The organism is Streptomyces sp. NPDC039465 (genome assembly GCF_055639315.1).
The window spans coordinates 91589-116163 of sequence record NZ_JBVKAP010000005.1 but is presented as its reverse complement, the minus strand read 5'-3'; the positions used below and the strand labels follow the sequence as shown (position 1 = coordinate 116163).

General features: G+C 70.6%; 21 protein-coding genes. 5 read left to right on the top strand and 16 right to left on the bottom strand.

Annotation, left to right across the window (positions count from 1 at the left end; translation table 11 throughout):
- The first annotated feature begins 60 nt into the window (after positions 1-60).
- The 3 genes from ACZ7LT_RS18415 (at position 61) to fahA (ending at position 3570) form a co-directional block, all read left to right on the top strand.
- A complete protein-coding gene (locus ACZ7LT_RS18415) occupies positions 61-243 on the top strand; it encodes a hypothetical protein (protein ID WP_471237102.1) in 183 nt (60 codons plus the stop codon).
- 9 nt (positions 244-252) lie between these two features.
- Positions 253-2253: a CocE/NonD family hydrolase gene (locus ACZ7LT_RS18410; protein ID WP_471237101.1), complete on the top strand. Its 2001-nt coding sequence runs from the start codon at positions 253-255 to the stop codon at positions 2251-2253.
- Between the two features lie 87 nt (positions 2254-2340).
- Positions 2341-3570 (top strand): fumarylacetoacetase, encoded by a 1230-nt coding sequence (gene fahA / locus ACZ7LT_RS18405; RefSeq protein WP_471237100.1) that lies wholly within the window; start codon positions 2341-2343, stop codon positions 3568-3570.
- A 66-nt stretch (positions 3571-3636) separates the two neighbouring features.
- Here the strand turns inward: fahA and nuoN are convergent, their stop codons facing one another.
- From nuoN to ACZ7LT_RS18335, 14 genes are all read right to left on the bottom strand, one after another.
- Positions 3637-5286: an NADH-quinone oxidoreductase subunit NuoN gene (gene nuoN / locus ACZ7LT_RS18400; protein ID WP_471237099.1), complete on the bottom strand. Its 1650-nt coding sequence runs from the start codon at positions 5284-5286 to the stop codon at positions 3637-3639.
- The gene (locus ACZ7LT_RS18395) at positions 5283-6854 is read right to left on the bottom strand and encodes an NADH-quinone oxidoreductase subunit M (RefSeq protein ID WP_471237098.1); all 1572 of its coding nucleotides are present in this window, start codon (positions 6852-6854) and stop codon (positions 5283-5285) included. The genes nuoN and ACZ7LT_RS18395 overlap by 4 nt, the downstream gene beginning before the upstream one ends.
- A 3-nt stretch (positions 6855-6857) precedes the next feature.
- Entirely contained in the window at positions 6858-8807 is a 1950-nt protein-coding gene (gene nuoL / locus ACZ7LT_RS18390) for an NADH-quinone oxidoreductase subunit L (RefSeq protein WP_471237097.1), read from the bottom strand.
- Between the two features lie 11 nt (positions 8808-8818).
- Positions 8819-9118: an NADH-quinone oxidoreductase subunit NuoK gene (nuoK, locus tag ACZ7LT_RS18385; RefSeq protein ID WP_019888630.1), complete on the bottom strand. Its 300-nt coding sequence runs from the start codon at positions 9116-9118 to the stop codon at positions 8819-8821.
- Positions 9115-9939 carry an NADH-quinone oxidoreductase subunit J gene (locus ACZ7LT_RS18380; protein ID WP_471237096.1) on the bottom strand — a complete coding sequence of 275 codons (825 nt, stop codon included), beginning with the start codon at positions 9937-9939 and terminating at the stop codon, positions 9115-9117. The genes nuoK and ACZ7LT_RS18380 overlap by 4 nt, the downstream gene beginning before the upstream one ends.
- On the bottom strand, positions 9936-10526 hold the full coding sequence (nuoI, locus tag ACZ7LT_RS18375) for an NADH-quinone oxidoreductase subunit NuoI (protein WP_471237095.1): 591 nt from the start codon (positions 10524-10526) through the stop codon (positions 9936-9938). The genes ACZ7LT_RS18380 and nuoI overlap by 4 nt, the downstream gene beginning before the upstream one ends.
- Positions 10501-11892, bottom strand: a complete 1392-nt coding sequence (nuoH, locus tag ACZ7LT_RS18370) for an NADH-quinone oxidoreductase subunit NuoH (RefSeq protein WP_471237094.1) — start codon at positions 11890-11892, stop codon at positions 10501-10503. The genes nuoI and nuoH overlap by 26 nt, the downstream gene beginning before the upstream one ends.
- Before the next feature lie 112 nt (positions 11893-12004).
- Complete coding sequence (locus ACZ7LT_RS18365) at positions 12005-14485, bottom strand: NADH-quinone oxidoreductase subunit G (protein ID WP_471237093.1); 2481 nt, start codon at positions 14483-14485, stop codon at positions 12005-12007.
- Entirely contained in the window at positions 14482-15831 is a 1350-nt protein-coding gene (gene nuoF / locus ACZ7LT_RS18360; RefSeq protein WP_471237092.1) for an NADH-quinone oxidoreductase subunit NuoF, read from the bottom strand. The genes ACZ7LT_RS18365 and nuoF overlap by 4 nt, the downstream gene beginning before the upstream one ends.
- Entirely contained in the window at positions 15828-16598 is a 771-nt protein-coding gene (nuoE, locus tag ACZ7LT_RS18355) for an NADH-quinone oxidoreductase subunit NuoE (protein ID WP_471237091.1), read from the bottom strand. Before nuoE ends, nuoF begins: the two co-directional genes overlap by 4 nt.
- Entirely contained in the window at positions 16595-17917 is a 1323-nt protein-coding gene (locus ACZ7LT_RS18350) for an NADH-quinone oxidoreductase subunit D (RefSeq protein ID WP_471237090.1), read from the bottom strand. The genes nuoE and ACZ7LT_RS18350 overlap by 4 nt, the downstream gene beginning before the upstream one ends.
- Complete coding sequence (locus tag ACZ7LT_RS18345) at positions 17914-18645, bottom strand: NADH-quinone oxidoreductase subunit C (protein ID WP_471237089.1); 732 nt, start codon at positions 18643-18645, stop codon at positions 17914-17916. The genes ACZ7LT_RS18350 and ACZ7LT_RS18345 overlap by 4 nt, the downstream gene beginning before the upstream one ends.
- 115 nt (positions 18646-18760) lie before the next feature.
- Complete coding sequence (locus ACZ7LT_RS18340) at positions 18761-19315, bottom strand: NuoB/complex I 20 kDa subunit family protein (protein WP_471237088.1); 555 nt, start codon at positions 19313-19315, stop codon at positions 18761-18763.
- 19 nt (positions 19316-19334) lie between these two features.
- Positions 19335-19694 carry an NADH-quinone oxidoreductase subunit A gene (locus ACZ7LT_RS18335; RefSeq protein WP_030494815.1) on the bottom strand — a complete coding sequence of 120 codons (360 nt, stop codon included), beginning with the start codon at positions 19692-19694 and terminating at the stop codon, positions 19335-19337.
- Positions 19695-20397: 703 nt separating this feature from the next.
- Here ACZ7LT_RS18335 and ACZ7LT_RS18330 point away from each other — a divergent pair.
- Positions 20398-21225, top strand: a complete 828-nt coding sequence (locus ACZ7LT_RS18330) for a C40 family peptidase (protein WP_471237087.1) — start codon at positions 20398-20400, stop codon at positions 21223-21225.
- A 69-nt stretch (positions 21226-21294) separates the two neighbouring features.
- Here the strand turns inward: ACZ7LT_RS18330 and ACZ7LT_RS18325 are convergent, their stop codons facing one another.
- On the bottom strand, positions 21295-22161 hold the full coding sequence (locus ACZ7LT_RS18325; protein WP_471237086.1) for an NAD(P)-dependent oxidoreductase: 867 nt from the start codon (positions 22159-22161) through the stop codon (positions 21295-21297).
- Positions 22162-22282: 121 nt separating this feature from the next.
- Here ACZ7LT_RS18325 and ACZ7LT_RS18320 point away from each other — a divergent pair, with 121 nt between their 5' ends.
- Positions 22283-23299: a GlxA family transcriptional regulator gene (locus tag ACZ7LT_RS18320; protein WP_471237085.1), complete on the top strand. Its 1017-nt coding sequence runs from the start codon at positions 22283-22285 to the stop codon at positions 23297-23299.
- On the opposite strand, the gene ACZ7LT_RS18315 is transcribed toward ACZ7LT_RS18320, so the two are convergent.
- Positions 23265-24548, bottom strand: a complete 1284-nt coding sequence (locus tag ACZ7LT_RS18315) for a geranylgeranyl reductase family protein (RefSeq protein WP_471237084.1) — start codon at positions 24546-24548, stop codon at positions 23265-23267. The genes ACZ7LT_RS18320 and ACZ7LT_RS18315 overlap by 35 nt on opposite strands.
- Positions 24549-24575: the final 27 nt, after the last annotated feature.

Below are 24575 nucleotides of genomic sequence, written 5' to 3'. Positions count from 1 at the left end.
GCGCCTTCCCGCCTCCACCGGTATGTTCGTGATCAACTCATACGACCAGGAGTAAGGCTTTTGTCCCGAACAGCGACCGACGCCGAAGCGAACGGCGGGCAGCCTCCGCCCGACGTGGCCCCGGGCTCGGCCGCCTCCGTCTCGGCCGCCGCGATCGGCCTGACGCCGGGCCTGTCGCAGTACGTCCTGGGCCGGCGTCACCTGACCGGACCAAAGCACGCCGCCGAATTCCCCGTCCACTGAGGTCCCGCCATGCGCATTCGCACCGACTTCCCGTACGAGACCACCCGCGAGGACCTGCGCATCCCCCTGCCCGACGGCACCCTGCTCTACGCGCGCGCGTGGCGGCCGGTCACCAAGGAGCCCGTCCCGGCGCTCCTGGAGTACCTCCCCTGCCGGCTGAGCGACTGGACCGCGCCCCGCGACTGGCAGCGCCACCCTTGGTACGCGGGCCACGGCTACGCCTCCGTCCGCGTCGACGTACGCGGCCACGGAAACAGCGAGGGCAGGCCCGGCGACGAGTACGACGCCCTGGAGCTGGCCGACGGCGTCGCGGTGGTGAACTGGCTCGCCGGGCAGCCCTGGTGCAGCGGCAAGGTGGGCATGTTCGGGACCTCCTGGGGCGGCTCCAACTCGCTCCAGATCGCCGCGCTCGCCCCCGAGCCGCTGAAGGCCGTGGTCACGGTCTGCTCGACCGACGACCGCTACGACAACGACGTCCACTACCTGGGCGGCTCGGTCCTCGCCGTGGACATGCACGCCTGGGCGGCGACCATGCTGGCGTTCACCGCCCGGCCCCCGGACCCGCAGTTCGCCGGCCCCGGCTGGCGCGAGATGTGGCTGACACGGCTCGCCGCCGTGGACCCGCTCATCCACACCTGGCTCGCCCACCAGACGCGCGACGCCTACTGGAAGCACGGCAGCGTCTGCGAGGACCACTCCGCGATCCGGGCCGCCGTGCTGGCCGTGGGCGGCTGGCACGACCCGTACCGCGACACGGTCCTGCGGCTCGTCGAGCACCTCCCCCACGACCGGGTACGGGGACTGATCGGCCCCTGGTCCCCGCAGTACCCGGACCGGGGCCTGGCGTCGGGACCGGCGATCGGGTTCCTCCAGGAGACGCTCAGATGGTGGGACCACCATCTCAAGGGGCGCGACACGGGCATCATGTCCGAGCCGCTCCTGAGGTCCTGGATCAGCGACTCGCACCCGCCGGCGACGGTGTACGACGAGCTGCCCGGCCGCTGGGTCGGCGACGAAGCCTGGCCCTCGCCCCACGTCACCCCGCTCACCTACGCGCTCCAGGGCCCGCCCGTCCGCGTCCGCTCCCCACAGCGGACCGGCCTGGACGCCGGCCGTTTCCTCCCCTTCGGCAACGACGCCGACCTGCCCCCTGACCAGCGCACCGAGGACGCCCTCTCGGCCTGCTTCGACTTCCCCGTCCCCGAGGGCGCGCCCGTGCGGATCCTCGGCCGCCCGCGCGTGCGCCTGGCGCTCACACCGCACGCCCGGACGGGGCAGATCGTCGCCCGGCTCTGCGACGTGGCGCCGGACGGCTCGTCCACCCTGGTCACCCGCGGCGCCCTGAACCTCGCCGCCCGCCACGGCCGGGACCGGGCCGAGCCGTGCCGGCCCGGCCAGAGCGAAGAGGTCACCTTCGACCTGAGCGGCATCGGCCACTCCTTCCCGCCCGGCCACCGCATCCGGCTCGCCCTCTCCTCCGCGTACTGGCCCTGGATCTGGCCCCAGCCGGACGCCGAGGGATTCACCCTCGCCCCGACCGCCTGCGCGCTGACGCTGCCCGTCCGAGCCGCCGGCGACCAGGAGGCCGCGATCGCCTTCGAGGAGCCCGAGCAGTCCGCGCCGCTCGGCGTCAGCTACCCGGCCACCCTCGACGAGCCGCGTCCCGAGCGGCTGGTCGTCCGGGACGTGGCGAAGGGCCTGTGGCGCCTGGAGGTCGACCCGCGCTACGGCGGCACCCGGGTCTATCCGGACGGCCTCGAATTCACCGAGGAGGCTCTGGAGTCGTACACGATCCAGGAGGACGACCCGCTCTCCGCCCGCACCCGCTCCGAGTGGACGATCCGGCTGCACCGCCCCGAGCTGGCCTGGGACGTACGGATCGAGACCCGCTCGGAGATCTCCTGCACCGCCGACGCCTTCCTGACCTCGAACGAGCTGGTGTGCAAGGAGGGCCGGGAGGTGGTCTTCCACCGCACCTGGGAGAAGCGGATTCCCCGTACGGCCGGGTGAGGCGACCCACTTCCAGGGGCTCTGCCGCCACCCGGTGCGGCCGACGTAACGTGTCCCTCACACCCGTGGAAAGCGAGGCAGGCACCGATGTCCGAGCAGAGCCCGCTCGACCTGGCCGAGGGCGACCCCTTCGGCCCGCACAACCTTCCGTACGGCGTCTTCTCCACCGCCGACGAGCCGGGACGGCGCCGGCTCGGCGTCCGCATCGGCGGTCATGTGCTGGACGCCGGGGCCGCGGCGCACGCCCTGGGCTCCCCGTACGCCACACTGCTCGCACAGCCCAGCCTGAACCCGCTGCTGGCCGCCGGGCGCACCGCCTGGCGCGATGTGCGCCGTGCGCTCACGGCGTGGGTGACCGTGCCCGCGCACCGCCCGGACATAGAGCCGCTGCTGCACCCGCTGGACGCGGTCACCCTGCACCTGCCGTACGAGGTCTCCGACTACGTCGACTTCTACGCGAGCGAGCACCACGCCACCAACGTCGGCCACATCTTCCGCCCCGACGGCGAGCCGCTCACCCCCAACTGGAAGCACCTGCCGATCGGTTACCACGGCCGCGCCGGTACGGTCGTGGTCTCCGGCACGGAGGTCGTACGCCCCTCGGGCCAGCGCAAGGCCCCCACGGACCCGGCGCCCGTCTTCGGCCCGTCGGTCAAGCTCGACATCGAGGCGGAGGTCGGCTTCCTCGTCGGCACCCCCTCCGAGCTGGGCAGGCCGGTCGCCCTCGGCGACTTCCGCGACCACGTCTTCGGGCTGACGCTGCTCAACGACTGGTCCGCGCGGGACATCCAGGCCTGGGAGTACGTGCCGCTCGGCCCGTTCCTCGGCAAGTCCTTCGCCACCTCCGTCTCCGCGTGGGTGACCCCGCTGGAGGCCCTGGACGCCGCCCGGATCGACCCACCGGTGCGCGACTTCCCGCTGCTGCCGTACCTGGACGACTCCGGCGACGACGAGCCCGGCGGCTTCGACCTGCGGATCACCGTCCGGATCAACGGCGAGGTGGTCTCCGAGCCGCCGTTCTCCACGATGTACTGGACGGCCGCCCAGCAGCTCGCCCATATGACGGTCAACGGCGCCTCGCTGCGCACGGGCGACCTGTACGGCTCCGGCACGGTCTCCGGCCCCGACGTCCACCAGCGCGGCTCACTCCTCGAGCTGACGTGGAACGGCCGCGACGCGCTTGAACTGCCCACCGGCAAGCGGACGTTCCTGGAGGACGGTGACGAGGTCACCCTCACCGCCTGGGCGCCCGGCCCGGACGGCACCAAGGTCGCACTGGGTGAGGTGACCGGCCGGATCGCGCCGGCCGCCGGCTGATCCACCGGCCATGCGTCAGGGCCCGGCCCCCGAGGGGGCCGGGCCCTGTGCGTGCGGGCGGCGGGGTCAGCGGACGAAGACGCTCGCCTGGCCCGCCAGATCGAGGAAGTACTGCGGCGCGAGACCGAGGACCAGGGTCACCGCCACCCCCACCCCGATCGTCGTCATCGTCAGCGGCGACGGCACGGCGACCGTCGGGCCGTCCGCCTTCGGCTCGCTGAAGAACATCAGCACGATGACCCGGATGTAGAAGAACGCGGCCACCGCCGAGGAGAGCACACCGACCACCACCAGGGCTCCGGCGCCGCCCTCCGCCGCGGCCTTGAAGACCGCGAACTTGCCGGCGAAGCCGGAGGTCAGCGGGATACCGGCGAAGGCGAGCAGGAACACCGCGAAGACCGCCGCGACCAGCGGCGAACGCCGCCCGAGTCCGGCCCACTTGGACAGGTGCGTGGCCTCGCCGCCCGCGTCCCGGACGAGCGTGACGACCGCGAACGCGCCGATCGTCACGAAGGAGTACGCGCCCAGGTAGAACAGCACCGAGGAGACCCCGTCGGGGGTGGCCGCGATGACGCCGGCGAGCAGGAAGCCGGCGTGGGCGATCGAGGAGTAGGCGAGCAGCCGCTTGATGTCGGTCTGGGTGATGGCGACGATCGCCCCGCCCAGCATGGTGACGATGGCGACGGCCCACATGACCGGGCGCCAGTCCCATGTGAGGCCCGGCAGCACCACGTACAGCAGGCGCAGCATCGCGCCGAACGCGGCGACCTTGGTGGCGGCGGCCATGAAGCCGGTCACCGGGGTCGGGGCGCCCTGGTAGACGTCCGGGGTCCACATGTGGAACGGCACCGCGCCCACCTTGAACAGCAGGCCCGTCAGCACCATCGCGAAGCCGATGAGCAGCAGCGCGTCGTTGCCCATGGTGGCGGCGAGCGCCGGGTCGATCGCGGTGACGTTCCCGTCGACGACGTCGGCGATCGTGGCGTACGAGACGGAGCCCGCGTAGCCGTAGAGCAGGGCGATGCCGAAGAGCAGGAACGCGGACGAGAAGGCGCCGAGGAGGAAGTACTTGACCGCGGCCTCCTGCGACATCATCCGCTTGCGGCGGGCGACGGCGCACAGCAGGTAGAGCGGGAGCGAGAAGACCTCCAGGGCGACGAAGAGCGTCAGGAGGTCGTTGGCCGCGGGGAAGACCAGCATGCCCGCGACGGCGAAGAGCGCCAGCGGGAACACCTCGGTGGTGGTGAACCCGGCCTTGACGGCGGCCTTCTCCTGCTCGCTGCCCGGTACGGCGGCGGCCTCGGCGGCGAAGGAGTCGACGCGGTGGCCGTGGTCGGCCGGGTCGAGGCGGCGCTCGGCGAAGGTGAAGACCGCGACGATCGAGGCCAGCAGGATCGTGCCCTGGAGGAAGAGGGCGGGCCCGTCGACGGCGATGGCGCCCATCGCGGCGATCTGCGCCTTGGTGGAGCCGTATCCACCGGCCGCGAGGCCCACGACGGCGGCGAAGCCGGCGGCCAGCGCGACCACGGTCAGGAAGACCTGGGTGTGGTAGCGCCCGCGGCGCGGCACGAAGGCCTCGACGAGGACGCTGAGGACGGCCGCGCCGACGACGATGAGGACGGGTGCCAGCTGGGCGTACTCGATCTTCGGTGCGGTGATCTTGCCGATCGGTTCGGCGGCTGTCGTCCACAGGCTGTGGACAGCTGTTGCGCTCACTTGGCCGCCTCCACCTCGGGCCGGGGGTCCTTCTGCTGTACGTCGGACATGGTGTGCCGTACGGCCGGATTGACGATGTCCGTCAGCGGCTTGGGATAGACGCCGAGGAAGATCAACAGGGCGATCAGCGGGACGATCACGGTCAGCTCACGCGGCCGCAGGTCCGGCAGGGACCGCACCTCCTCCTTCACCGGGCCGGTCATCGTCCGCTGGTACAGCACCAGGGTGTAGAGCGCGGCGAGCACGATGCCCGTGGTGGCGACGATGCCGGCCACCGGGTAGCGGGCGTACGTGCCGACCAGGACGAGGAACTCGCTGACGAACGGCGCGAGTCCGGGCAGCGACAGCGTCGCCAGACCGCCGATCAGGAACGTGCCGGCGAGCACCGGCGCGACCTTCTGCACCCCGCCGTAGTCGGCGATGAGCCGCGAGCCGCGCCGCGAGATCAGGAATCCGGCGACCAGCATCAGCGCGGCCGTCGAGATGCCGTGGTTGACCATGTAGAGCGTCGCGCCGCTCTGGCCCTGGCTGGTCATCGCGAAGATGCCCAGGATGATGAAGCCGAAGTGGGAGATCGAGGCGTAGGCGACCAGCCGCTTGATGTCCCGCTGGCCGACCGCGAGCAGCGCGCCGTAGACGATGCTGATCAGCGCGAGCACGATGATCGCGGGCGTGGCCCATGTGCTGGCCTCGGGGAAGAGCTGGAGGCAGAAGCGGAGCATCGCGAACGTGCCGACCTTGTCGACCACGGCCGTGATGAGCACGGCGACCGGTGCGGTCGCCTCGCCCATGGCGTTGGGCAGCCAGGTGTGCAGCGGCCACAGCGGCGCCTTCACCGCGAAGGCGAAGAAGAAGCCGAGGAACAGCCACCGTTCGGTGCTGGTCGCCATCTCCAGCTGCCCGTTCGCCCGAGCCTGGGCGATCTCGGTGAGGGAGAAGTTCCCCGCGACGACGTACAGGCCGATCACCGCGGCCAGCATGATCAGGCCGCCGACCAGGTTGTAGAGCAGGAACTTGACCGCCGCGTACGACCGCTGGGCCGCCGCGTTCTCGTCCGAGCCCGCGTGGGCGCGGTCCCCGAAGCCGCCGATGAGGAAGTACATCGGGATGAGCATGGCCTCGAAGAGGATGTAGAAGAGGAAGACGTCGGTGGCCTCGAAGGAGAGGATCACCATCGCCTCGACCATCAGGATCAGGGCGAAGAAGCCCTGGGTCGGCCGCCAGCGGCTGCTCTTCGTCTCCAGGGGGTCGGCGTCGTGCCAGCCGGCCAGGATCACGAACGGGATCAGCAGCGCGGTGAGCGCGATGAGCGCCACCCCGATGCCGTCGACCCCGAGCTCGTACCGGACCCCGAACTCCTTGATCCAGGCGTGGGATTCGGTGAGCTGGTAGCGGTCGCCGCCGGGCTCGAACCGTACGGCGACGGTCGCGGCGAGGACCAGCGTGGCGAGCGAGAAGAGCAGCGCCAGCCACTTGGCGGCGGTACGGCGGGCGGCGGGGACGGCGGCGGTGAGGATCGCACCGATCGCCGGGACCGCCGCCGTCACCGTAAGGAGCGGGAAGGACATGAATTACACCGCCCTCATCAGCAGGGTCGCGGCGATCAGCACCGCAGTACCTCCGAACATCGAGACCGCGTAACTGCGGGCGTAGCCGTTCTGCAGCTTGCGCAGCCGGCCGGAGAGGCCCCCGACCGAGGCCGCGGTGCCGTTGACCACCCCGTCGACCAGGGAGTGGTCGACGTACACGAGGGAGCGGGTGAGGTGCTCGCCGCCGCGGACCAGGACGATGTGGTTGAAGTCGTCCTGGAGCAGGTCGCGTCGGGCCGCCCGGGTGAGCAGCGAGCCGCGCGGGGCGGTGACCGGGACGGGCCGGCGCCCGTACTGGAGGTAGGCGAGGGAGACGCCGATCACCATGACCGCGACGGTGGCGGAGGTGATGGCTCCGGCGCTGATCGGCGGGTGGCCGTGCTCGAAGTCGGTCACCGGCTTCAGCCAGTTCACGAACCGGTCGCCGATGCCGAAGATGCCGCCCGCGAACACCGACCCGAAGGCCAGCAGGATCATCGGGATCGTCATGGACTTCGGCGACTCGTGCGGGTGCGGCATCTCACCGGGCTTCGCCTCGACGCCGGGCTCGATGCCGGGCGCCGTGGCCGGGTCGGGCGCGGGCTGCCAGCGCTTCTCGCCGAAGAACGTCAGGATCATCACGCGGGTCATGTAGTACGCGGTGATGGCCGCGCCCAGCAGGGCGACCGCGCCGAGGATCCAGCCCTCGGTGCCGCCCTTGGCGAACGCCGCCTCGATGATCTTGTCCTTGGAGAAGAAGCCGGACAGGCCCGGGAAGCCGATGATCGCGAGGTAGCCGAGACCGAAGGTGGCGAAGGTGATCGGCATGTACTTCCGCAGGCCGCCGTACTTCCTCATGTCGACCTCGTCGTTCATGCCGTGCATGACCGAACCCGCGCCGAGGAAGAGCCCGGCCTTGAAGAAGCCGTGGGTCACCAGGTGCATGATCGCGAAGGCGTAGCCGATCGGGCCGAGCCCGGCGGCCAGGATCATGTAGCCGATCTGCGACATCGTCGAGCCGGCCAGCGCCTTCTTGATGTCGTCCTTGGCGCAACCGACGATCGCACCGAACAGGAGCGTGACCGCGCCGACCACCACGACCGCGAGCTGCGCGTCGGGGGCGCCGTTGAAGATCGCCCCGGAGCGGGTGATCAGATACACGCCGGCGGTGACCATCGTGGCGGCGTGGATGAGGGCCGAGACCGGGGTCGGGCCCTCCATCGCGTCCCCGAGCCAGGACTGCAGCGGCACCTGGGCCGACTTGCCGCAGGCGGCGAGCAGCAGCATCAGACCGATCGCGGTCAGCATGGCCTCGGATGTGTCGCCCGTGGACGCGAGGACCGGCCCGAAGGCAAAGGTCCCGAAGGTGGTGAACATCAGCATGATCGCGATGGACAGGCCCATGTCGCCGACCCGGTTGACCAGGAAGGCCTTCTTCGCGGCGGTCGCCGCCGAGGGCTTGTGCTGCCAGAAGCCGATGAGCAGGTACGAGGCGAGACCGACGCCCTCCCACCCGACGTACAGCAGCAGGTAGTTGTCGGCGAGGACCAGGAGGAGCATCGCCGCGAGGAAGAGGTTCAGATAGCCGAAGAAGCGGCGCCGGCGCTCGTCGTGCTCCATGTACCCGACCGAATACAGGTGGATCAGCGAGCCGACGCCGGTGATGAGCAGGACGAAGGTCATCGACAGCTGGTCGAGCTGGAAGGCGATGTCCGCCTGGAAGCCCTCGACCGGGATCCAGCTGTAGAGCGTCGAGCGGAGCGTCCGCTCCTCGGCGCCGCGGCCGAGCATGTCGGTGAAGAGGACGAGGCCGATGACGAAGGAGGCCGCCGCGAGCAGCGTGCCGATCCAGTGCCCGGTCTTGTCCAGTCTCCGCCCGCCGCACAGCAGGACGGCGGCTCCGAGGAGAGGCGCCGCGACGAGCAGCGCGATCAGGTTCTCAGCGTTTTCCACGGTTCAGCCCCTCACAGCTTCATCAGGCTGGCGTCGTCGACCGAGGCCGAGTGGCGGGCACGGAACAGCGACACGATGATCGCGAGCCCGACCACGACCTCGGCGGCGGCGACGACCATCGTGAAGAAGGCGATGATCTGGCCGTCGAGATTGCCGTGCATCCGGGAGAAGGCGACGAACGCGAGGTTGCAGGCGTTGAGCATCAGCTCGACGCACATGAAGACCACGATCGCGTTCCGCCTGATCAGCACCCCGGCCGCGCCGATGGTGAACAACAGAGCCGCGAGATACAGGTAGTTGACCGGATTCACCGCGAGGCCTCCTCTTCGTCCCGGTCCCGGCCGAGGCGCTCGCGCGAGCGCCGCTCCAGTGCCTTGAGGTCTTCGATCGCCTCGCTGGACACGTCCCGGATCTGGCCGCGCTTGCGCAGGGTGTTCATCACGGTCAGCTCGGCGGGGGTGCCGTCGGGCAGCAGACCGGCGATGTCCACGGCGTTGTGCCGGGCGTAGACACCGGGCGCGGGCAGCGGTGGCACGTGCGTGCCCTCGCGTACGCGCTGCTGGGACAGCTCGCGCTGGGTGCGCGCCCGCTCGGTGCGCTCCCGGTGGGTGAGCACCATCGCGCCGACCGCGGCGGTGATCAGCAGGGCGCCGGTGATCTCGAACGCGAAGACGTACGTGGTGAAGATCCGGCGGGCAATGCCCTCGACGTTGCCGCCGGCGTTGGCCGCGCCCAGGCCGGTGAAGGTGGTCAGCGAGGCGTTGCCGATACCGGCGGCGAGCAGGATGCCGAAGCCGAGCGCACAGGCCGCAGCCCACCAGCGCTGCCCCTTGAGGGTCTCCTTCAGCGAGTCCGCGGCGGTGACACCGACCAGCATGACGACGAAGAGGAAGAGCATCATGATCGCGCCGGTGTAGACGACGATCTGGACGACGCCCAGGAAGTACGCGCCGTTGGCCAGGTAGAAGACCGCGAGGATGATCATGGTCCCGGCGAGGCAGAGGGCGCTGTGCACCGCCTTGCGCATCAGGATCGTGCACAGGGCGCCGATGACGGCGACCGTCCCCAGGACCCAGAACTGCACGGCCTCGCCGGTCGAGGTGGCGGAGGCGGCGAGGGTGATCGCGCTCATGCGTCGACCTCCTCGCCCTTCTCGCCCTTGCTCGTCGCGACCTGCTGAACCGTGCCGGCCGCGGCCTCGGTGACCAGCCCCCGGTAGTAGTCCTGCTCGTCCATGCCGGGGAAGATCGCGTGCGGGGTGTCGACCATGCCCTCGTCGAGACCGGCGAGGAGCTGCTCCTTGGTGTAGATGAGGTTCTCGCGGGAGCTGTCGGCGAGTTCGAAGTCGTTCGTCATCGTCAGCGCGCGCGTGGGGCAGGCCTCGATGCACAGGCCGCACAGGATGCAGCGGGCGTAGTTGATCTGGTACACCCGGCCGTAGCGCTCCCCCGGGGAGTAGCGCTCCTCGTCGGTGTTGTCCGCGCCCTCCACGTAGATGGCGTCGGCCGGGCAGGCCCAGGCGCACAGCTCGCAGCCGACGCACTTCTCGAGCCCGTCCGGGTGCCGGTTGAGCTGATGCCGACCGTGGAATCGCGGGGCCGTCGTCTTCTGCTGCTCCGGGTACTGCTCGGTCATCCGCTTCTTGAACATGGCCTTGAAGGTCACGCCGAAGCCGGCAACCGGGTTCTGGAAATCAGACACCGTCCGTCTCCTTTCCATCACTCGCAGTAGCAGTATCGGGGGCGCCACTGCCAATCAGCTCGCGCTGGTGGCGCGGCCGCCGGCGCGGGACCGGCGGCAGGCTCTGACCGGGCAGCGGCGGTACGGGAAAGCCGCCGGCCATCGGGTCGAAGGCGGCCGGCGGGGTGTCCGCGGGCGCGGCCTTCTTCGCCTTCTTGTCGCGGAAGACATCGGCGACGAAGGAGATCACCAGGACCGTGAGGACGGCTCCGGCGACGTAGAGCACGATGTCCTGGAAGGCGTAGTTCTCGTTGCGCAGCGCCCGTACGGTCGCCACCAGCATCAGCCAGACCAGGGAGACCGGGATGAGGACCTTCCAGCCGAGCTTCATCAGCTGGTCGTAGCGGACGCGGGGCAGCGTGCCGCGCAGCCAGATGAAGAAGAACAGCAGCAGCTGGACCTTGAGGACGAACCAGAGCATCGGCCACCAGCCGTGGTTCGCGCCCTCCCAGAAGGTGGAGAGGGGGTACGGGGCGCGCCAGCCGCCGAGGAAGAGGGTGACCGAGACGGCGGAGACGGTGACCATGTTGACGTACTCGGCCAGCATGAACATCGCGAACTTGATGGAGCTGTACTCGGTGTTGAAGCCGCCGACGAGGTCGCCCTCGGACTCCGGCATGTCGAAGGGGGCGCGGTTGGTCTCGCCGACCATCGTGACGATGTAGATGATGAAGGAGACCGGCAGCAGCAGCACGAACCAGCGTTCCTGCTGCGCCTCGACGATGGCCGAGGTCGACATCGACCCGGAGTAGAGGAAGACCGAGGCGAACGCGGCTCCCATCGCGATCTCGTAGGAGATCATCTGGGCGCAGGAGCGCAGGCCGCCGAGGAGCGGGTACGTCGAGCCGGACGACCAGCCGGCCAGCACGATGCCGTAGATGCCGACGGAGGCGATCGCGAGGACGTAGAGCATCGCGATCGGCAGGTCGGTGAGCTGCATCGTGGTGCGGTGGCCGAAGATCGAGACCTCGTTGCCGGCCGGGCCGAACGGGATCACCGCGATCGCCATGAAGGCGGGGATCGCGGCGACGATCGGGGCGAGGACGTACACCACCTTGTCCGCGCGCTTGACGATCACGTCCTCCTTGAGCATCAGCTTGACGCCGTCCGCGAGGGACTGGAGGAGGCCCCAGGGGCCGTGCCGGTTGGGGCCGATGCGCAGCTGCATCCAGGCGACGACCTTGCGCTCCCACACGATGGAGAAGAGCACGGTCACCATCAGGAAGGCGAAGCAGAAGACCGCCTTGATCAGCACGAGCCACCAGGGGTCGCGGCCGAACATGGACAGGTCCTCCGCGGCGAGGACGCCGTACGGGACCTCGGCGACGTGGGTGAGGGCGGTCATGCGCGCACCTCCGGTACGGGGGCGGCCGGGGCGGCGCCCGGCCTGACGACGTGGACGGGTGCGTCGCCGCACGGACGGGTCCGGCGGGCGGCCGGGGCCACGAGGCGGGCGGTCATGCCTCCACCTCCGTCGTGGCCTTCGCGCCGATCCGGACCACGTCACCGGGGCGTGCCCCGAGGTCGGACAGCACGCCGCCGCCGACCGAGTTCAGCGGGAGCCAGACCACCCGGTCGGGCATCTCGGTGACCTGGAGCGGCAGTTCGACCGAGCCGGCCGGGCCGCTGACCGCGAGGGTGTCGCCGTCCTTGACGCCGGTCTCGGCGGCGGTGGCGGCGGAGAGCCGGGCGGTCGCGGCGTGCCGGGTGCCGGCCAGGGCCGCGTCGCCCTCCTGGAGGCGGCCCTGGTCGAGCAGGAGCCGGTGGCCGGCGAGGACCGCCTCGCCCTCGGCGGGGCGGGGCGGCTGCTGGCCCGGCTCCACGGGCTCGGCGGCCCGTACGCCGCCCCAGGCACCGAGCCGGTCCATCTCCTGGCGCAGGGACCTGAGGTCCGGCAGCCCGAAGTGGACGTCCATCGCGTCGGCGAGCATGTGCAGCACACGGGCGTCGGACGGGGCGAGCGGGCGGGTCATGTGCTCGGGCTTGAGCGCCGCCTCGAAGAGCCGGGCCCTGCCCTCCCAGTTGAGGAACGTGCCGGACTTCTCGGCGACCGCGGCGACCGGCAGGACCACGTCGGCGCGGTCGGTGACCTCGCCGGGCCGCAGCTCCAGGGAGACCACGAAGGCCGCGTCGAGCGCCTCACGCGCGCGTGCCGGGTCGGGCAGGTCCGCGACCTCCACCCCGGCGACGAGCAGCGCGCCCAGTTCGCCGGTGGCCGCGGCCTCGACGATCTGGCCGGTGTCGCGGCCGTAGCGGTGCGGGAGTTCGGCGATCCGCCAGGCGGTGGCGGTCTCCTCACGCGCGCGGGGATCGGTGGCGGGGCGGCCGCCGGGCAGCAGCGACGGCAGCGCGCCCGCCCAGGCCGCGCCGCGCTCGCCGGCCCGGCGCGGGATCCACACCAGTGCGGCGCCGGTCGCGTTCGCGGCCCGTACGGCGGCGGTGAGGGCACCCGGTACGCCGGCCAGCCGCTCGCCGACGACGAGGACCGCGCCGGGCCGCCGCAGCGCCTCGGCGGCGTCCGCGCCGGGGCCCTCCAGGCCGGTGCCGGCGGCCAGGGCGTCCAGCCATTCGGTCTCGGTGCCGGGCGCGGCGGGCAGCAGGGTGCCGCCCGCCTTCTCCAGGCCGCGGGTGGCGAAGGCGGCGAGACCGTAGGTCCTCTGGCCCTTCTTGCGCCAGGCCTTGCGCAGCCGCAGGAAGACGCCGGGCGCCTCCTCCTCGGACTCGATCCCGGCGAGCAGGACGGCCGGCGCGTTCTCCAGGGCGGTGTACGTGACGCCGGAACCGTCGAGGTCGAGGCCGTGTCCGGCGACCCGGGCCGCGAGGAAGTCGGCCTCCTCGCTGGAGTGCACCCGGGCCCGGAAGTCGACGTCGTTGGTGTCGAGGGCGACCCGGGCGAACTTGGCGTACGCGTAGGAGTCCTCGACGGTCAGCCGGCCGCCGGTGAGCACGCCCGTACGGCCGCGGATCAGTCCGCGGGCGGCCGCCTCCAGCGCCTCGGGCCAGCTCGCCGGTGCCAGGACGCCGTCCGCGCCGCGGACCAGCGGGGTGGTGAGCCGGTCGCGCGCTTGCGCGTAGCGGAAGCCGAAGCGGCCCTTGTCGCAGATCCACTCCTCGTTGACCTGCGGGTCGTCGGCGGCGAGCCGGCGCATGACCTTGCCGCGGCGGTGGTCGGTGCGGGTGGCGCAGCCGCCCGCGCAGTGCTCGCAGACGCTGGGCGAGGAGACCAGGTCGAAGGGGCGGGAGCGGAAGCGGTACGCCGCCGAGGTCAGAGCGCCGACCGGGCAGATCTGAATGGTGTTGCCGGAGAAGTACGACTCGAACGGGTCGCCCTCGCCGGTGCCGACCTGCTGGAGCGCGCCCCGCTCCAGGAGTTCGATCATCGGGTCGCCGGCGACCTGGTTGGAGAAGCGGGTGCAGCGGGCGCACAGCACGCACCGCTCGCGGTCGAGCAGCACCTGTGTCGAGATGGGTACCGGCTTCTCGAACGTCCGCTTGCGGCCCTCGAAGCGGGACTCGGCCTGGCCGTGGGAGAGGGCCTGGTTCTGCAGCGGGCACTCGCCGCCCTTGTCGCAGACGGGGCAGTCCAGCGGGTGGTTGATGAGCAGCAGCTCCATCACGCCGTGCTGGGCCTTCTCGGCGACCGGGGAGGTCAGCTGCGACTTGACCACCATGCCGTCGGTGCAGGTGATGGTGCAGGAGGCCATCGGCTTGCGCTGGCCCTCGACCTCGACGATGCACTGGCGGCAGGCGCCGGCCGGGTCGAGGAGCGGGTGGTCGCAGAAGCGGGGGATCTCGATGCCGAGCTGTTCGGCGGCGCGGATGACGAGCGTCCCCTTGGGGACGGTGGTCTCGATGCCGTCGATGGTCAGCGTGACGAGGTCCTCGGGCTTCGCCGCCGCCGCGCCGCCGCCGGCGGGACCGGACGTGGTGACGGTCATGCGTTCACCTCCACATGGGTGTCGGCCCAGGCGGTCGACTTGGCGGGATCGAAGGGGCAGCCACGCCCGGAGATGTGCTGCTCGTACTCCTCGCGGAAGTACTTCAGCGAGGAGAAGATCGGGGACGCGGCGCCGTCGCCGAGGGCGCAGAACGACTTGCCGTTGATGTTGTCGGCGATGTCGTTGAGCTTGTCGAGGTCGGACATGTGCCCCCGGCCCGCCTCGATGTCGCGCAGCAACTGCACCAGCCAGTAGGTGCCTTCACGGCACGGGGTGCATTTGCCGCAGGACTCGTGGGCGTAGAACTCCGTCCAGCGGGTGACGGCCCGCACGACGCAGGTGGTCTCGTCGAAGCACTGGAGGGCCTTGGTGCCGAGCATGGAACCGGCGGCGCCGACGCCCTCGTAGTCGAGCGGGACGTCGAGGTGTTCGTCGGTGAACATCGGGGTGGAGGAGCCGCCGGGGGTCCAGAACTTCAGCCGGTGGCCGGAGCGCATCCCGCCGCTCATGTCGAGGAGCTGGCGCAGGGTGATGCCGAGCGGGCCCTCGTACTGGCCGGGGTGGGCGACATGGCCGCTGAGCGAGTAGAGCGTGAAGCCGGGGGACTTCTCGCTGCCCATCGACCGGAACCACTCCTTGCCCCGGCTCAGGATCGCGGGAACCGACGCGATGGACTCGACGTTGTTCACCACGGTGGGGCAGGCGTACAGACCGGCGACCGCGGGGAAGGGGGGACGCAGCCGGGGCTGGCCGCGCCGGCCTTCCAGCGAGTCCAGCAGTGCGGTCTCCTCACCGCAGATGTACGCGCCCGCGCCCGCGTGCACGGTCAGTTCGAGGTCGAGACCGCTGCCGAGGATGTCCCTGCCGAGGTAGCCGGCTTCATACGCCTCGCGTACGGCCTCGTGCAGGCGCCGCAGGACGGGGACGACCTCGCCGCGCAGATAGATGAAGGCGTGCTGGGAGCGGATCGCGTAGCAGGCGATCACGATCCCCTCGATGAGGGAGTGCGGGTTGGCGAAGAGGAGCGGGATGTCCTTGCAGGTCCCGGGCTCCGACTCGTCGGCGTTGACCACGAGGTAGTGCGGCTTGCCGTCGCCCTGGGGAATGAACTGCCACTTCATTCCGGTGGGGAAGCCGGCGCCGCCGCGGCCGCGCAGACCGGAGTCCTTGACGTAGGCGATCACCTCGTCCGGGGTCATGGCGAGGGCCTTCTTCAGTCCCTCGTAGCCGTCGTGGCGCTGGTAGGTGTCGAGGGTCCAGGAGTCGGGCTGGTCCCAGAACGCGGAGAGGACCGGGGCCAGCAGCTTCTCCGGGCTGCTGTTGTTGATCTCGGCTGCCAACGTCATTCCTCCCCCACCTCGGTTCCGTTGTCGCGTGGTTCGCTGTCGCGGGCCTCGGCGCGCGGGTGGACGACCCGGGGGGCGAGGGGTTCGCCCTTGGCGAGCTTGAGCCCGACCAGGGAGGCGGGGCCCGCGCCGCCGGTCGCCTCGACGGCGCCGGGGCGCTCGTCGGGGAAGCCGGCCAGGATCCGCGCGGTCTGCTTGTACGTGCACAGCGGGGCGCCGCGGGTCGGTTCGACGGGGCGGCCCGCGCGCAGGTCGTCGACGAGCTGCTTGGCGGACTCGGGGGTCTGGTTGTCGAAGAACTCCCAGTTGACCATCACCACGGGGGCGAAGTCGCAGGCCGCGTTGCACTCGATGTGTTCGAGGGTGACCTTGCCGTCGGCGGTCGTCTCGTTGTTTCCGACGGCGAGGTGCTCCTTCAGCTCCTCGAAGATGGCGTCGCCGCCCATGACCGCGCACAGCGTGTTGGTGCAGACCCCGACCTGGTAGTCGCCCGAGGGCCTGCGCCGGTACATCGTGTAGAAGGTGACGACGGCGGTGACCTCGGCCGTGGTGAGGTCCAGCATCTCGGCGCAGAAGCGGATGCCGGTCCGGGAGACGTACCCCTCCTCCGACTGGACCAGGTGCAGCAGGGGCAGCAGCGCGGAGCGGCTGGAGGGGTAGCGGGCGATGACGTCCTTGGCGTCGGCCTCCAGCCGCGCGCGGACGTCCGCCGGGAAGTCGGGTGCGGGCAGCTGGGGCATCCCGAGACTGGTGTGTCCGTCCGTCATCGGTCGACGCCTCCCATCACGGGGTCGATGGAGGCGACGGCGACGATGACGTCGGCGACCTGGCCGCCCTCGCACATCGCCGCCATGGCCTGAAGGTTGGTGAAGGACGGGTCGCGGAAGTGGACCCGGTAGGGGCGGGTGCCGCCGTCGGAGACGACATGCACGCCGAGCTCGCCCTTGGGCGACTCGACGGCGGCGTACACCTGGCCGGGCGGGACCCGGAAGCCCTCGGTGACCAGCTTGAAGTGGTGGATCAGGGCCTCCATGGAGGTGCCCATGATCTTCTTGATGTGGTCGAGGGAGTTGCCGAGGCCGTCCGGGCCGAGCGCGAGCTGCGCGGGCCAGGCGATCTTCTTGTCGGCGACCATGACCGGGCCGGGCTCCAGCCGGTCCAGGCACTGCTCGACGATCCGCAGCGACTGGCGCATCTCCTCCAGGCGGACGAGGAAGCGGCCGTAGGCGTCGCAGCTGTCGGCGGTGGGCACGTCGAACTCGTAGTTCTCGTAGCCGCAGTACGGGTCGGTCTTGCGCAGGTCGTGCGGGAGACCCGCCGAGCGCAGGATCGGGCCGGTGGCGCCCAGCGCCATGCAGCCGGTGAGGTCGAGGTAGCCGACGTCCTGCATACGGGCCTTGAAGATGGGGTTGCCGGTGGCGAGCTTGTCGTACTCCGGCAGGTTCTTCCTCATGGTCTTCACGAACTCGCGCACCGCGTCGACCGCGCCGGGCGGGAGGTCCTGGGCGAGGCCGCCGGGGCGGATGAAGGCGTGGTTCATCCGCAGGCCGGTGATCAGTTCGTACAGGTCCAGGATCAGCTCGCGGTCCCGGAAGCCGTAGATCATGATCGTGGTGGCCCCGAGCTCCATGCCGCCGGTGGCGATGCACACCAGGTGCGAGGAGAGCCGGTTGAGCTCCATCAGCAGGACGCGGATGACGGTGGCGCGGTCCGGGATCTGGTCGGTGATGCCGAGCAGCTTCTCCACGCCCAGGCAGTACGCCGTCTCGTTGTAGAACGAGGTGAGGTAGTCCATGCGCGTGACGAAGGTGGTGCCCTGCGTCCAGTTGCGGAATTCGAGGTTCTTCTCGATGCCGGTGTGGAGGTAGCCGATGCCGCAGCGGGCCTCGGTGACCGTCTCGCCGTCGATCTCCAGGATGAGCCGGAGCACGCCGTGCGTGGACGGGTGCTGCGGTCCCATGTTGACGACGATCCGCTCGTCGTCGGCCTTGGCCGCGGACTGGACGACCTCGTCCCAGTCGCCGCCGGTGACCGTGTAGACGGTCCCCTCGGTCGTCTCGCGGGAAGAAGCAGAAGGAGTGGTCACGAGTACGACCTCCGCTGGTCCGGAGCCGGGATCTGGGCGCCCTTGTACTCGACGGGGATCCCGCCGAGGGGATAGTCCTTGCGCTGCGGGAAGCCCTGCCAGTCGTCCGGCATCATGATCCGCGTGAGGGCCGGGTGGCCGTCGAAGATCAGACCGAAGAAGTCGTAGGTCTCCCGCTCGTGCCAGTCGTTGGTCGGATAGACCGCGACGAGCGACGGGACGTGCGGGTCGCTGTCCGGGGCGGCGACCTCCAGGCGGATCAGCCGGCCGTGGGTGAGCGAGCGCAGGTGGTAGACGGCGTGCAGCTCGCGGCCCTTGTCGCCGAGGTAGTGGACGCCGGAAACGCCCGTACACAGCTCGAAGCGGAGGGCGGGGTCGTCCCGCAGGGTCCGGGCGACCCGCACGAGGTGCTCGCGCGCGATGTGGAAGGTGAGCTCGCCGCGGTCGACGACGGTCTTCTCGATCGCGTTCTCGGGGACGAGCCCCTGCTCCTCAAGGGCGCCCTCGAGCTCGTCGGCGACCTCGTCGAACCAGCCGCCGTACGGACGGACGGCGGGCCCGGGCAGCCGGACGGAGCGGACGAGGCCGCCGTAGCCGGAGGTGTCGCCGCCGTTGTTGGCGCCGAACATCCCGCGCTGAAGGCGGACCTCCTCGCCGTGGTCCCCGCGCTGACCGGGAAGGTTCTGCGCGCTGAGGTCCTTCTCGGGATTGGGCGTCTCGTCGCTCACCGTGTCACCTCGCTCGCTTCTTCGCCCGCGCTGGGGGTACCGCCCGCCGAAGGCAGGGGGAGCAGAGGCGCTGCATTCGTCGTCATCTGCGGCCCGGCGGCCGCGCGTGCGTCGCTCACCGCAGCAGCCCCTTCATCTCAATGGTGGGCAGGGCCTTCAGCGCCGCTTCCTCCGCCTCCCGGGCCGCTTCCCTGGCGTTCACGCCGAGCTTGGAGCCCTGGATCTTCTGGTGGAGCTTGAGAATCGCGTCGATCAGCATCTCCGGGCGCGGCGGGCAGCCCGGCAAATAGATGTCAACAGGGACAATGTGATCAACACCCTGCACAATTGCGTAATTGTTGAACATTCCGCCGGAAGATGCGCAAACCCCCATGGAGATCACCCACTTGGGGCTCGGCATCTGGTCATAGACCTGGCGCAGGACGGGCGCCATCTTCTGGCTCACCCGGCCCGCCACGATCATCAGGTCGGCCTGGCGCGGTGAGCCGCGGAAGACCTCCATACCGAAGCGCGCCAGGTCGTAGCGGCCGGCGCCGGTGGTCATCATCTCGATGGCGCAGCAGGCGAGGCCGAAGGTCGCGGGGAAGACGGACGCCTTGCGCACCCAGCCCGCGGCTTGTTCGACCGTCGTCAGCAGAAAGCCGCTCGGCAGTTTCTCTTCGAGTCCCATGAGTGTGCCTCTCAGCCCCTCAGTCCCATTCCAGGCCGCCGCGCCGCCACACGTACGCGTAGGCGACGAAGACGGTGAGCACGAAGAGCAGCATCTCCACGAGCCCGAAAAGCCCCAGGGCGTCGAAGGTGACAGCCCAGGGATAGAGGAAGACGATCTCGATGTCGAAGACGATGAAGAGCATCGCCGTCAGGTAGTACTTGATCGGAAAGCGGCCGCCTCCGGCCGGTGTGGGTGTCGGCTCGATACCGCACTCATAGGCCTCGAGCTTGGCCCGGTTGTACCGCTTCGGACCGATAAGCGTGGCCATGACCACGGAGAAGATCGCAAACCCTGCGCCGAGGGCACCGAGCACGAGGATGGGCGCGTACGCATTCACGCTCCTCGCTCCTTCCAGTCGTCCTTGACCGTTGGACCGCACCAGGCATGTCGCGTGCCACCTCGCGAAGATCGTGCACATGTGAGGCAGTTCACAAGCCCGACGCGGTGCATCCTATGCCTGTCGGTCTGTGATCTGCGACACGGGGTACCGGACGTAGTTTGTGATCTCCACCACCCGACGAAGGATCATGAAGTCGGATGAGCGGTGATCTTCATACGTGAAGTACCCAGGCGCTTACCAGACGTGACATTCGGGGGTGTTACCGCTGGTCGGGGCGGTGTTGCCCTACCAAGAGATGTGGGCTACAGGCAAATTCGCATGGGAGCCCGCCGGGTGATAGAGGGCTCTCCTCACTCATGCGAGGGGCCCGGCGGACGGAGGTGGACGCGTGCGCGCGTTCACGAGACCCCGGGGCCCGGGCGGGGCGGGGCGGGCCGTGGCCATTCTGTGACCTGCGCCACGTGCGCCCACCGCCCTCAAGAACAGGGCTTGGCCATCCGTGTGAAGCAGTGGTAAGCGCGGCTCAATTCGGACCTTTCGCGGAAAACCCGTGATCAAGGCCCTGAAGGGGCGTGCCCGAATTGCCCGTTACGGCGTCAATAAGGGCGCCAGAGAAGCGGATTAGATGGTTCCGGACGTAACTGTGGCGCAACACACGTTTCTTGAAGGGAACCGCACCGCCCTGATAGCGGTTGTTCTCATGTCCCACACCGCTCACATACCCAGCCACCGGAAGCCCCGCCGCAGCGCCTCGAAGCTCGCGCTCCGGGCCGGAGTTGCCGGTGGCGTCCTCAGCACCATCGCGGTGGCCGGTGCTGCCGGGCCGGCGAATGCCGAGCCGGTGACCGAGACCATCGAGATGCCCGTCCTCGGCTTCGACCAGGACGCGGCGAGCACCGTCGCCGCCTCCGTGGCCGCGTCGGCCGAGGCGACCCAGCAGGTCGCCCTGGACCAGGACCTGCTGGCCCTGGAGAACGCCGCCGCCGCCAAGGCCGCCGCCGAGGCCAAGAAGGCCAAGGCCGAGGCCGACCGCAAGGCCGAGGCCGAGAAGAAGGCCGAGGAGAAGGCCCGCGCCGAGGCGCAGGAGCGCGCCTCCCGGTCCTCCGAGCGCACGACGCTCTCGGCGTCCTCCGGCTCCTCCTCCGACGACTCCGTCAACGAGACCGTGGCCTCCGGCTCCGCCGCCGCCGTGGTGGCGTTCGCCCGCGCCCAGGTCGGCGACGCGTACGTGATGGGCAGCACCGGCCCCAACTCGTGGGACTGCTCCGGGCTCGTCCAGGCCGCCTACCGCCAGGCCGGCATCGACCTGCCGCGGGTCTCCGGCGACCAGTCCAGCCGCGGCCAGTCGGTCTCGCTGGACAACCTCCAGCCCGGCGACATCCTCTACTGGGGCAGCCGCAGCAACTCGTACCACGTGGCGATCTACGTGGGCGGCGGCAAGTTCGTCGGCGCGCAGAACCCGAGCACCGGTGTCGTCGAGCGCTCGCTCGACTACGACCGCCCCTCCGGCGCGGTCCGGGTCCTCTGATCCGGTCCCTCACACCATGACGAAGGGCCGTCACTCCTCGGGGGAGCGACGGCCCTTCGTCCGTGGCGGCTACCGGCCGCGGAACGCCTCGATCAGGCGGGCGTAGCTGTCGCCGCCGTGCCCGGCCGCCACCGCGCCCTTCATCAGCTCCAGGTGCAGCCGGGGCAGCCGGGAGTCGATGCCCCGGTCCTCGCCCGCGTGCAGCAGATGCCCGATGGCGGCGACCTGGACGTCGATGGTGGCGTCGTCGCCGGGGTAGACGCCGGTGTCGATCTGGTCGGCGTACCCGGTCATGAACCACGAGACGGTCCGCAGCCAGCGGTTGGCGACCTCCGTGAACTCCTTGGCGGGCACGCCGTCCGCGCCGACCAGGGCGGTGGCGTGCAGCCAGCCGCCGAAGACCGACCACATCAGGCCGAGGAGTCCGGCGTCGTAGAGCGAGGCGAGGCCCGCGTCGGCGCCGAGGTCGACCGGGTCGCCGAGCACGGCCAGGGCGTCACGGTGCGCGGCCAGCACCTCGGGGGCGCCGCTGTAGAGGATCATGTTGGCGCTGTCGCCGATGCCGGGCGGGGTCGTCATGACGGCGCCGTCCAGGTACGCGAAGCCGTGGCCGGCCGCCCAGGCGGCCTCCTCGCGGGCCTGCTCGGGCGAGCCCGTGGTCAGGTTGACCACCGCCCGGCCGGACAGCGCCGCGACCACCGGGGCCAGCAGGTCGCGTACGGCGGGGTAGTCGAGGACGCAGACGACGACCAGCTCGCTCGCGGCGACGGCCTCGCCGACCGTCGCCGCGCGTACGGCGCCCCGCTCGACGAGCGCGTCGGCCTTCTCGGGCGTGCGGTTCCAGACGGTGGTGGGGTGCCCGGCGGCGAGGAAGGCCGCGGCGAGCGCCGATCCCATCTGCCCCAGCCCGATGACGGTGACCTTTTCGCGTGCCATGTCCCTTGACTCCCTTTATCCAACGGTTCCTTGCGCAAGATCCACGCTCTCAGGGAGGCGAGGGCCGATGACAGTGGCAGGACTGCCCATCCACGCAAAATTCCTGCCGTAGGGTCGGGCCATGAGCGCTGGAACCGTCGCCGTCGCCGTCGTCCAGGATGAGGGCGCCGCCCCTGGGATGCCCCTCTGGGAGCTGTACGAACTGTCGATCGCGTGCGCCGTCTTCGGCATCCCGCACCCGCTCGCCGACCCGTGGTACGAGCTGCGCCTGTGCGGCCTGGGGGCACCTGCCACCGGGCCCGGCTTCTTCCTGCGTACGGAACACGGCCTGGACGCTCTCGTGGGCGCGGACACGGTCATCGTGCCGTCCGTCCCGGACTCCGTCGTCGAGGAGGGCCACGAGGTCCCCGCGGAGCTCGTGGCGGCGCTGCGCGAGGCCGCCGCGGCCGGGGCCCGGATGGTGTCCCTGTGCACGGGCGCCTTCGCGCTGGCCGCCGCCGGGCTCCTGGACGGGCGCCGGGCCACCGCCCACTGGCAGCACACGGCCCAACTGGCCGCGCGCCATCCGAAAGTGATCGTGGACGACTCGGTGCTCTACACCGACGAGGACAACGTCCTCACCAGCGCCGGTGCCACCGCCGCCCTGGACCTGTGCCTGCATCTGGTCCGCCGCGACCTCGGCGCGTCCGTCGCCAACCAGCTGGCCCGCAGCATGGTCGTACCGGCGCACCGCACCGGCGGGCAGGCGCAGTTCATCGCGGCGCCGCTGCCGCCGAGCGACGACGACAGCCTCGGGCCCGTCCTGCAGTGGGCCACCGAGCACCTGGACGAGCCGCTGACGGTGGAGGAGCTGGCCCGCCGGGCGCGGCTGAGCACCCGCACCTTCCACCGCCGGCTCCAGGAGGCCACCGGCACCACCCCGCTCCAGTGGCTGCTCCAGCAGCGGGTGGCGCGGGCCCAGGCGCTGCTGGAGTCCACCGATCTGCCGGTGGAGCGGATCGGCGGACTCAGCGGGCTCGGCACGGCGGCGAACCTGCGCCACCACTTCACCCGCAGCGTCGGGGTCTCCCCGACGCACTACCGGCAGAGCTTCCGGGGGCCGCTCAGGCCTTCGGGGCGACCTTCGACAGGCCATTGATGATGCGGTCCATCGCGTCGCCGCCGGTCGGGTCGGTCAGGTTGGCGAGCATCTTCAGCGTGAACTTCATCAGGACCGGGTGGGTCAGACCGCGCTGCGTCGCGATCTTCATGATCTTCGGGTTGCCGATGATCTTCACAAAGGCGCGGCCCAGCGTGTAGTACCCGCCGTAGGTGTCCTTGAGGATCTTCGGGTAGTTGTGCAGCGCCAGTTCACGCTGGGCCGGGGTGGCCCGGGCGTGCGCCTGCACGATGACGTCGGCGGCGATCTGGCCGGACTCCATGGCGTACGCGATGCCCTCGCCGTTGAACGGGTTGACCAGGCCGCCCGCGTCACCGACCAGGAGCAGGCCCTTGGTGTAGTGCGGCTGGCGGTTGAACGCCATCGGCAGGGCCGCGCCGCGGATCGGCGTCGTCATGTTGTCCGGGGTGAAGCCCCAGTCCTCCGGCATGGAGGCGCACCACGCCTTGAGGACCTCGCGCCAGTCCAGCTCGCGGAAGGCGGAGGAGGAGTTGAGGATGCCGAGGCCGACGTTGGACGTGCCGTCGCCCATGCCGAAGATCCAGCCGTAGCCGGGCAGCAGCCGGTCCTGCGGGCCGCGCCGGTCCCACAGCTCCAGCCAGGACTCCAGGTAGTCGTCGTCGTGGCGGGGCGAGGTGAAGTACGTACGGACGGCGACGCCCATCGGGCGGTCCTCGCGCCGGTGCAGGCCCATGGCGAGCGACAGCCGGGTGGAGTTGCCGTCGGCGGCGACGACGAGCGGCGCGTGGAAGGTCACTTCACGCTTCTCGTCGCCGAGCTTGGCGTGCACGCCGGTGATCCGGCCGGTGCGGTCGTCGACGATCGGCGCGCCCACGTTGCACTGCTCGTACAGCCGCGCGCCGCCCTTCTGGGCCTGCCGGGCCAGCTGCTCATCGAAGTCGTCGCGCTTGCGGACCAGGCCGTAGTCCGGGTACGAGGCGAGGTCGGGCCAGTCCAGTTGGAGCCGGACACCACCGCCGATGATCCGCAGGCCCTTGTTCCGCAGCCAGCCGGCCTCTTCGGAGATGTCGATGCCCATCGCCACGAGCTGCTTGGTGGCGCGCGGGGTCAGTCCGTCGCCGCAGACCTTCTCGCGGGGGAAGGCGGTCTTCTCCAGGAGCAGGACGTCGAGCCCGGCCTTGGCGAGGTAGTACGCGGTCGTGGAGCCGGCCGGGCCTGCCCCGACGACGATCACATCCGCGGTGTGTTCGGAGAGGGGCTCGGTCACGTCGGGTCTCCCGAAGGCTCGATAAGG

What these genes read in the sequence shown, in the direction of transcription:
- ACZ7LT_RS18395 (WP_471237098.1), bottom strand. Translation starts at nt 6,854, where the DNA reads ATGTCCTTCCCGCTCCTTACGGTGACGGCGGCGGTCCCGGCGATCGGT.
- nuoE (WP_471237091.1), bottom strand. Translation starts at nt 16,598, where the DNA reads ATGACGGACGGACACACCAGTCTCGGGATGCCCCAGCTGCCCGCACCC.
- ACZ7LT_RS18325 (WP_471237086.1), bottom strand. Translation starts at nt 22,161, where the DNA reads ATGGCACGCGAAAAGGTCACCGTCATCGGGCTGGGGCAGATGGGATCG.
- fahA (WP_471237100.1), top strand. Translation starts at nt 2,341, where the DNA reads ATGTCCGAGCAGAGCCCGCTCGACCTGGCCGAGGGCGACCCCTTCGGC.
- ACZ7LT_RS18340 (WP_471237088.1), bottom strand. Translation starts at nt 19,315, where the DNA reads ATGGGACTCGAAGAGAAACTGCCGAGCGGCTTTCTGCTGACGACGGTC.
- ACZ7LT_RS18330 (WP_471237087.1), top strand. Translation starts at nt 20,398, where the DNA reads ATGTCCCACACCGCTCACATACCCAGCCACCGGAAGCCCCGCCGCAGC.
- nuoF (WP_471237092.1), bottom strand. Translation starts at nt 15,831, where the DNA reads ATGACGTTGGCAGCCGAGATCAACAACAGCAGCCCGGAGAAGCTGCTG.
- ACZ7LT_RS18410 (WP_471237101.1), top strand. Translation starts at nt 253, where the DNA reads ATGCGCATTCGCACCGACTTCCCGTACGAGACCACCCGCGAGGACCTG.
- ACZ7LT_RS18365 (WP_471237093.1), bottom strand. Translation starts at nt 14,485, where the DNA reads ATGACCGTCACCACGTCCGGTCCCGCCGGCGGCGGCGCGGCGGCGGCG.
- nuoH (WP_471237094.1), bottom strand. Translation starts at nt 11,892, where the DNA reads ATGACCGCCCTCACCCACGTCGCCGAGGTCCCGTACGGCGTCCTCGCC.
- ACZ7LT_RS18380 (WP_471237096.1), bottom strand. Translation starts at nt 9,939, where the DNA reads ATGAGCGCGATCACCCTCGCCGCCTCCGCCACCTCGACCGGCGAGGCC.
- ACZ7LT_RS18320 (WP_471237085.1), top strand. Translation starts at nt 22,283, where the DNA reads ATGAGCGCTGGAACCGTCGCCGTCGCCGTCGTCCAGGATGAGGGCGCC.
- nuoI (WP_471237095.1), bottom strand. Translation starts at nt 10,526, where the DNA reads ATGGAAAGGAGACGGACGGTGTCTGATTTCCAGAACCCGGTTGCCGGC.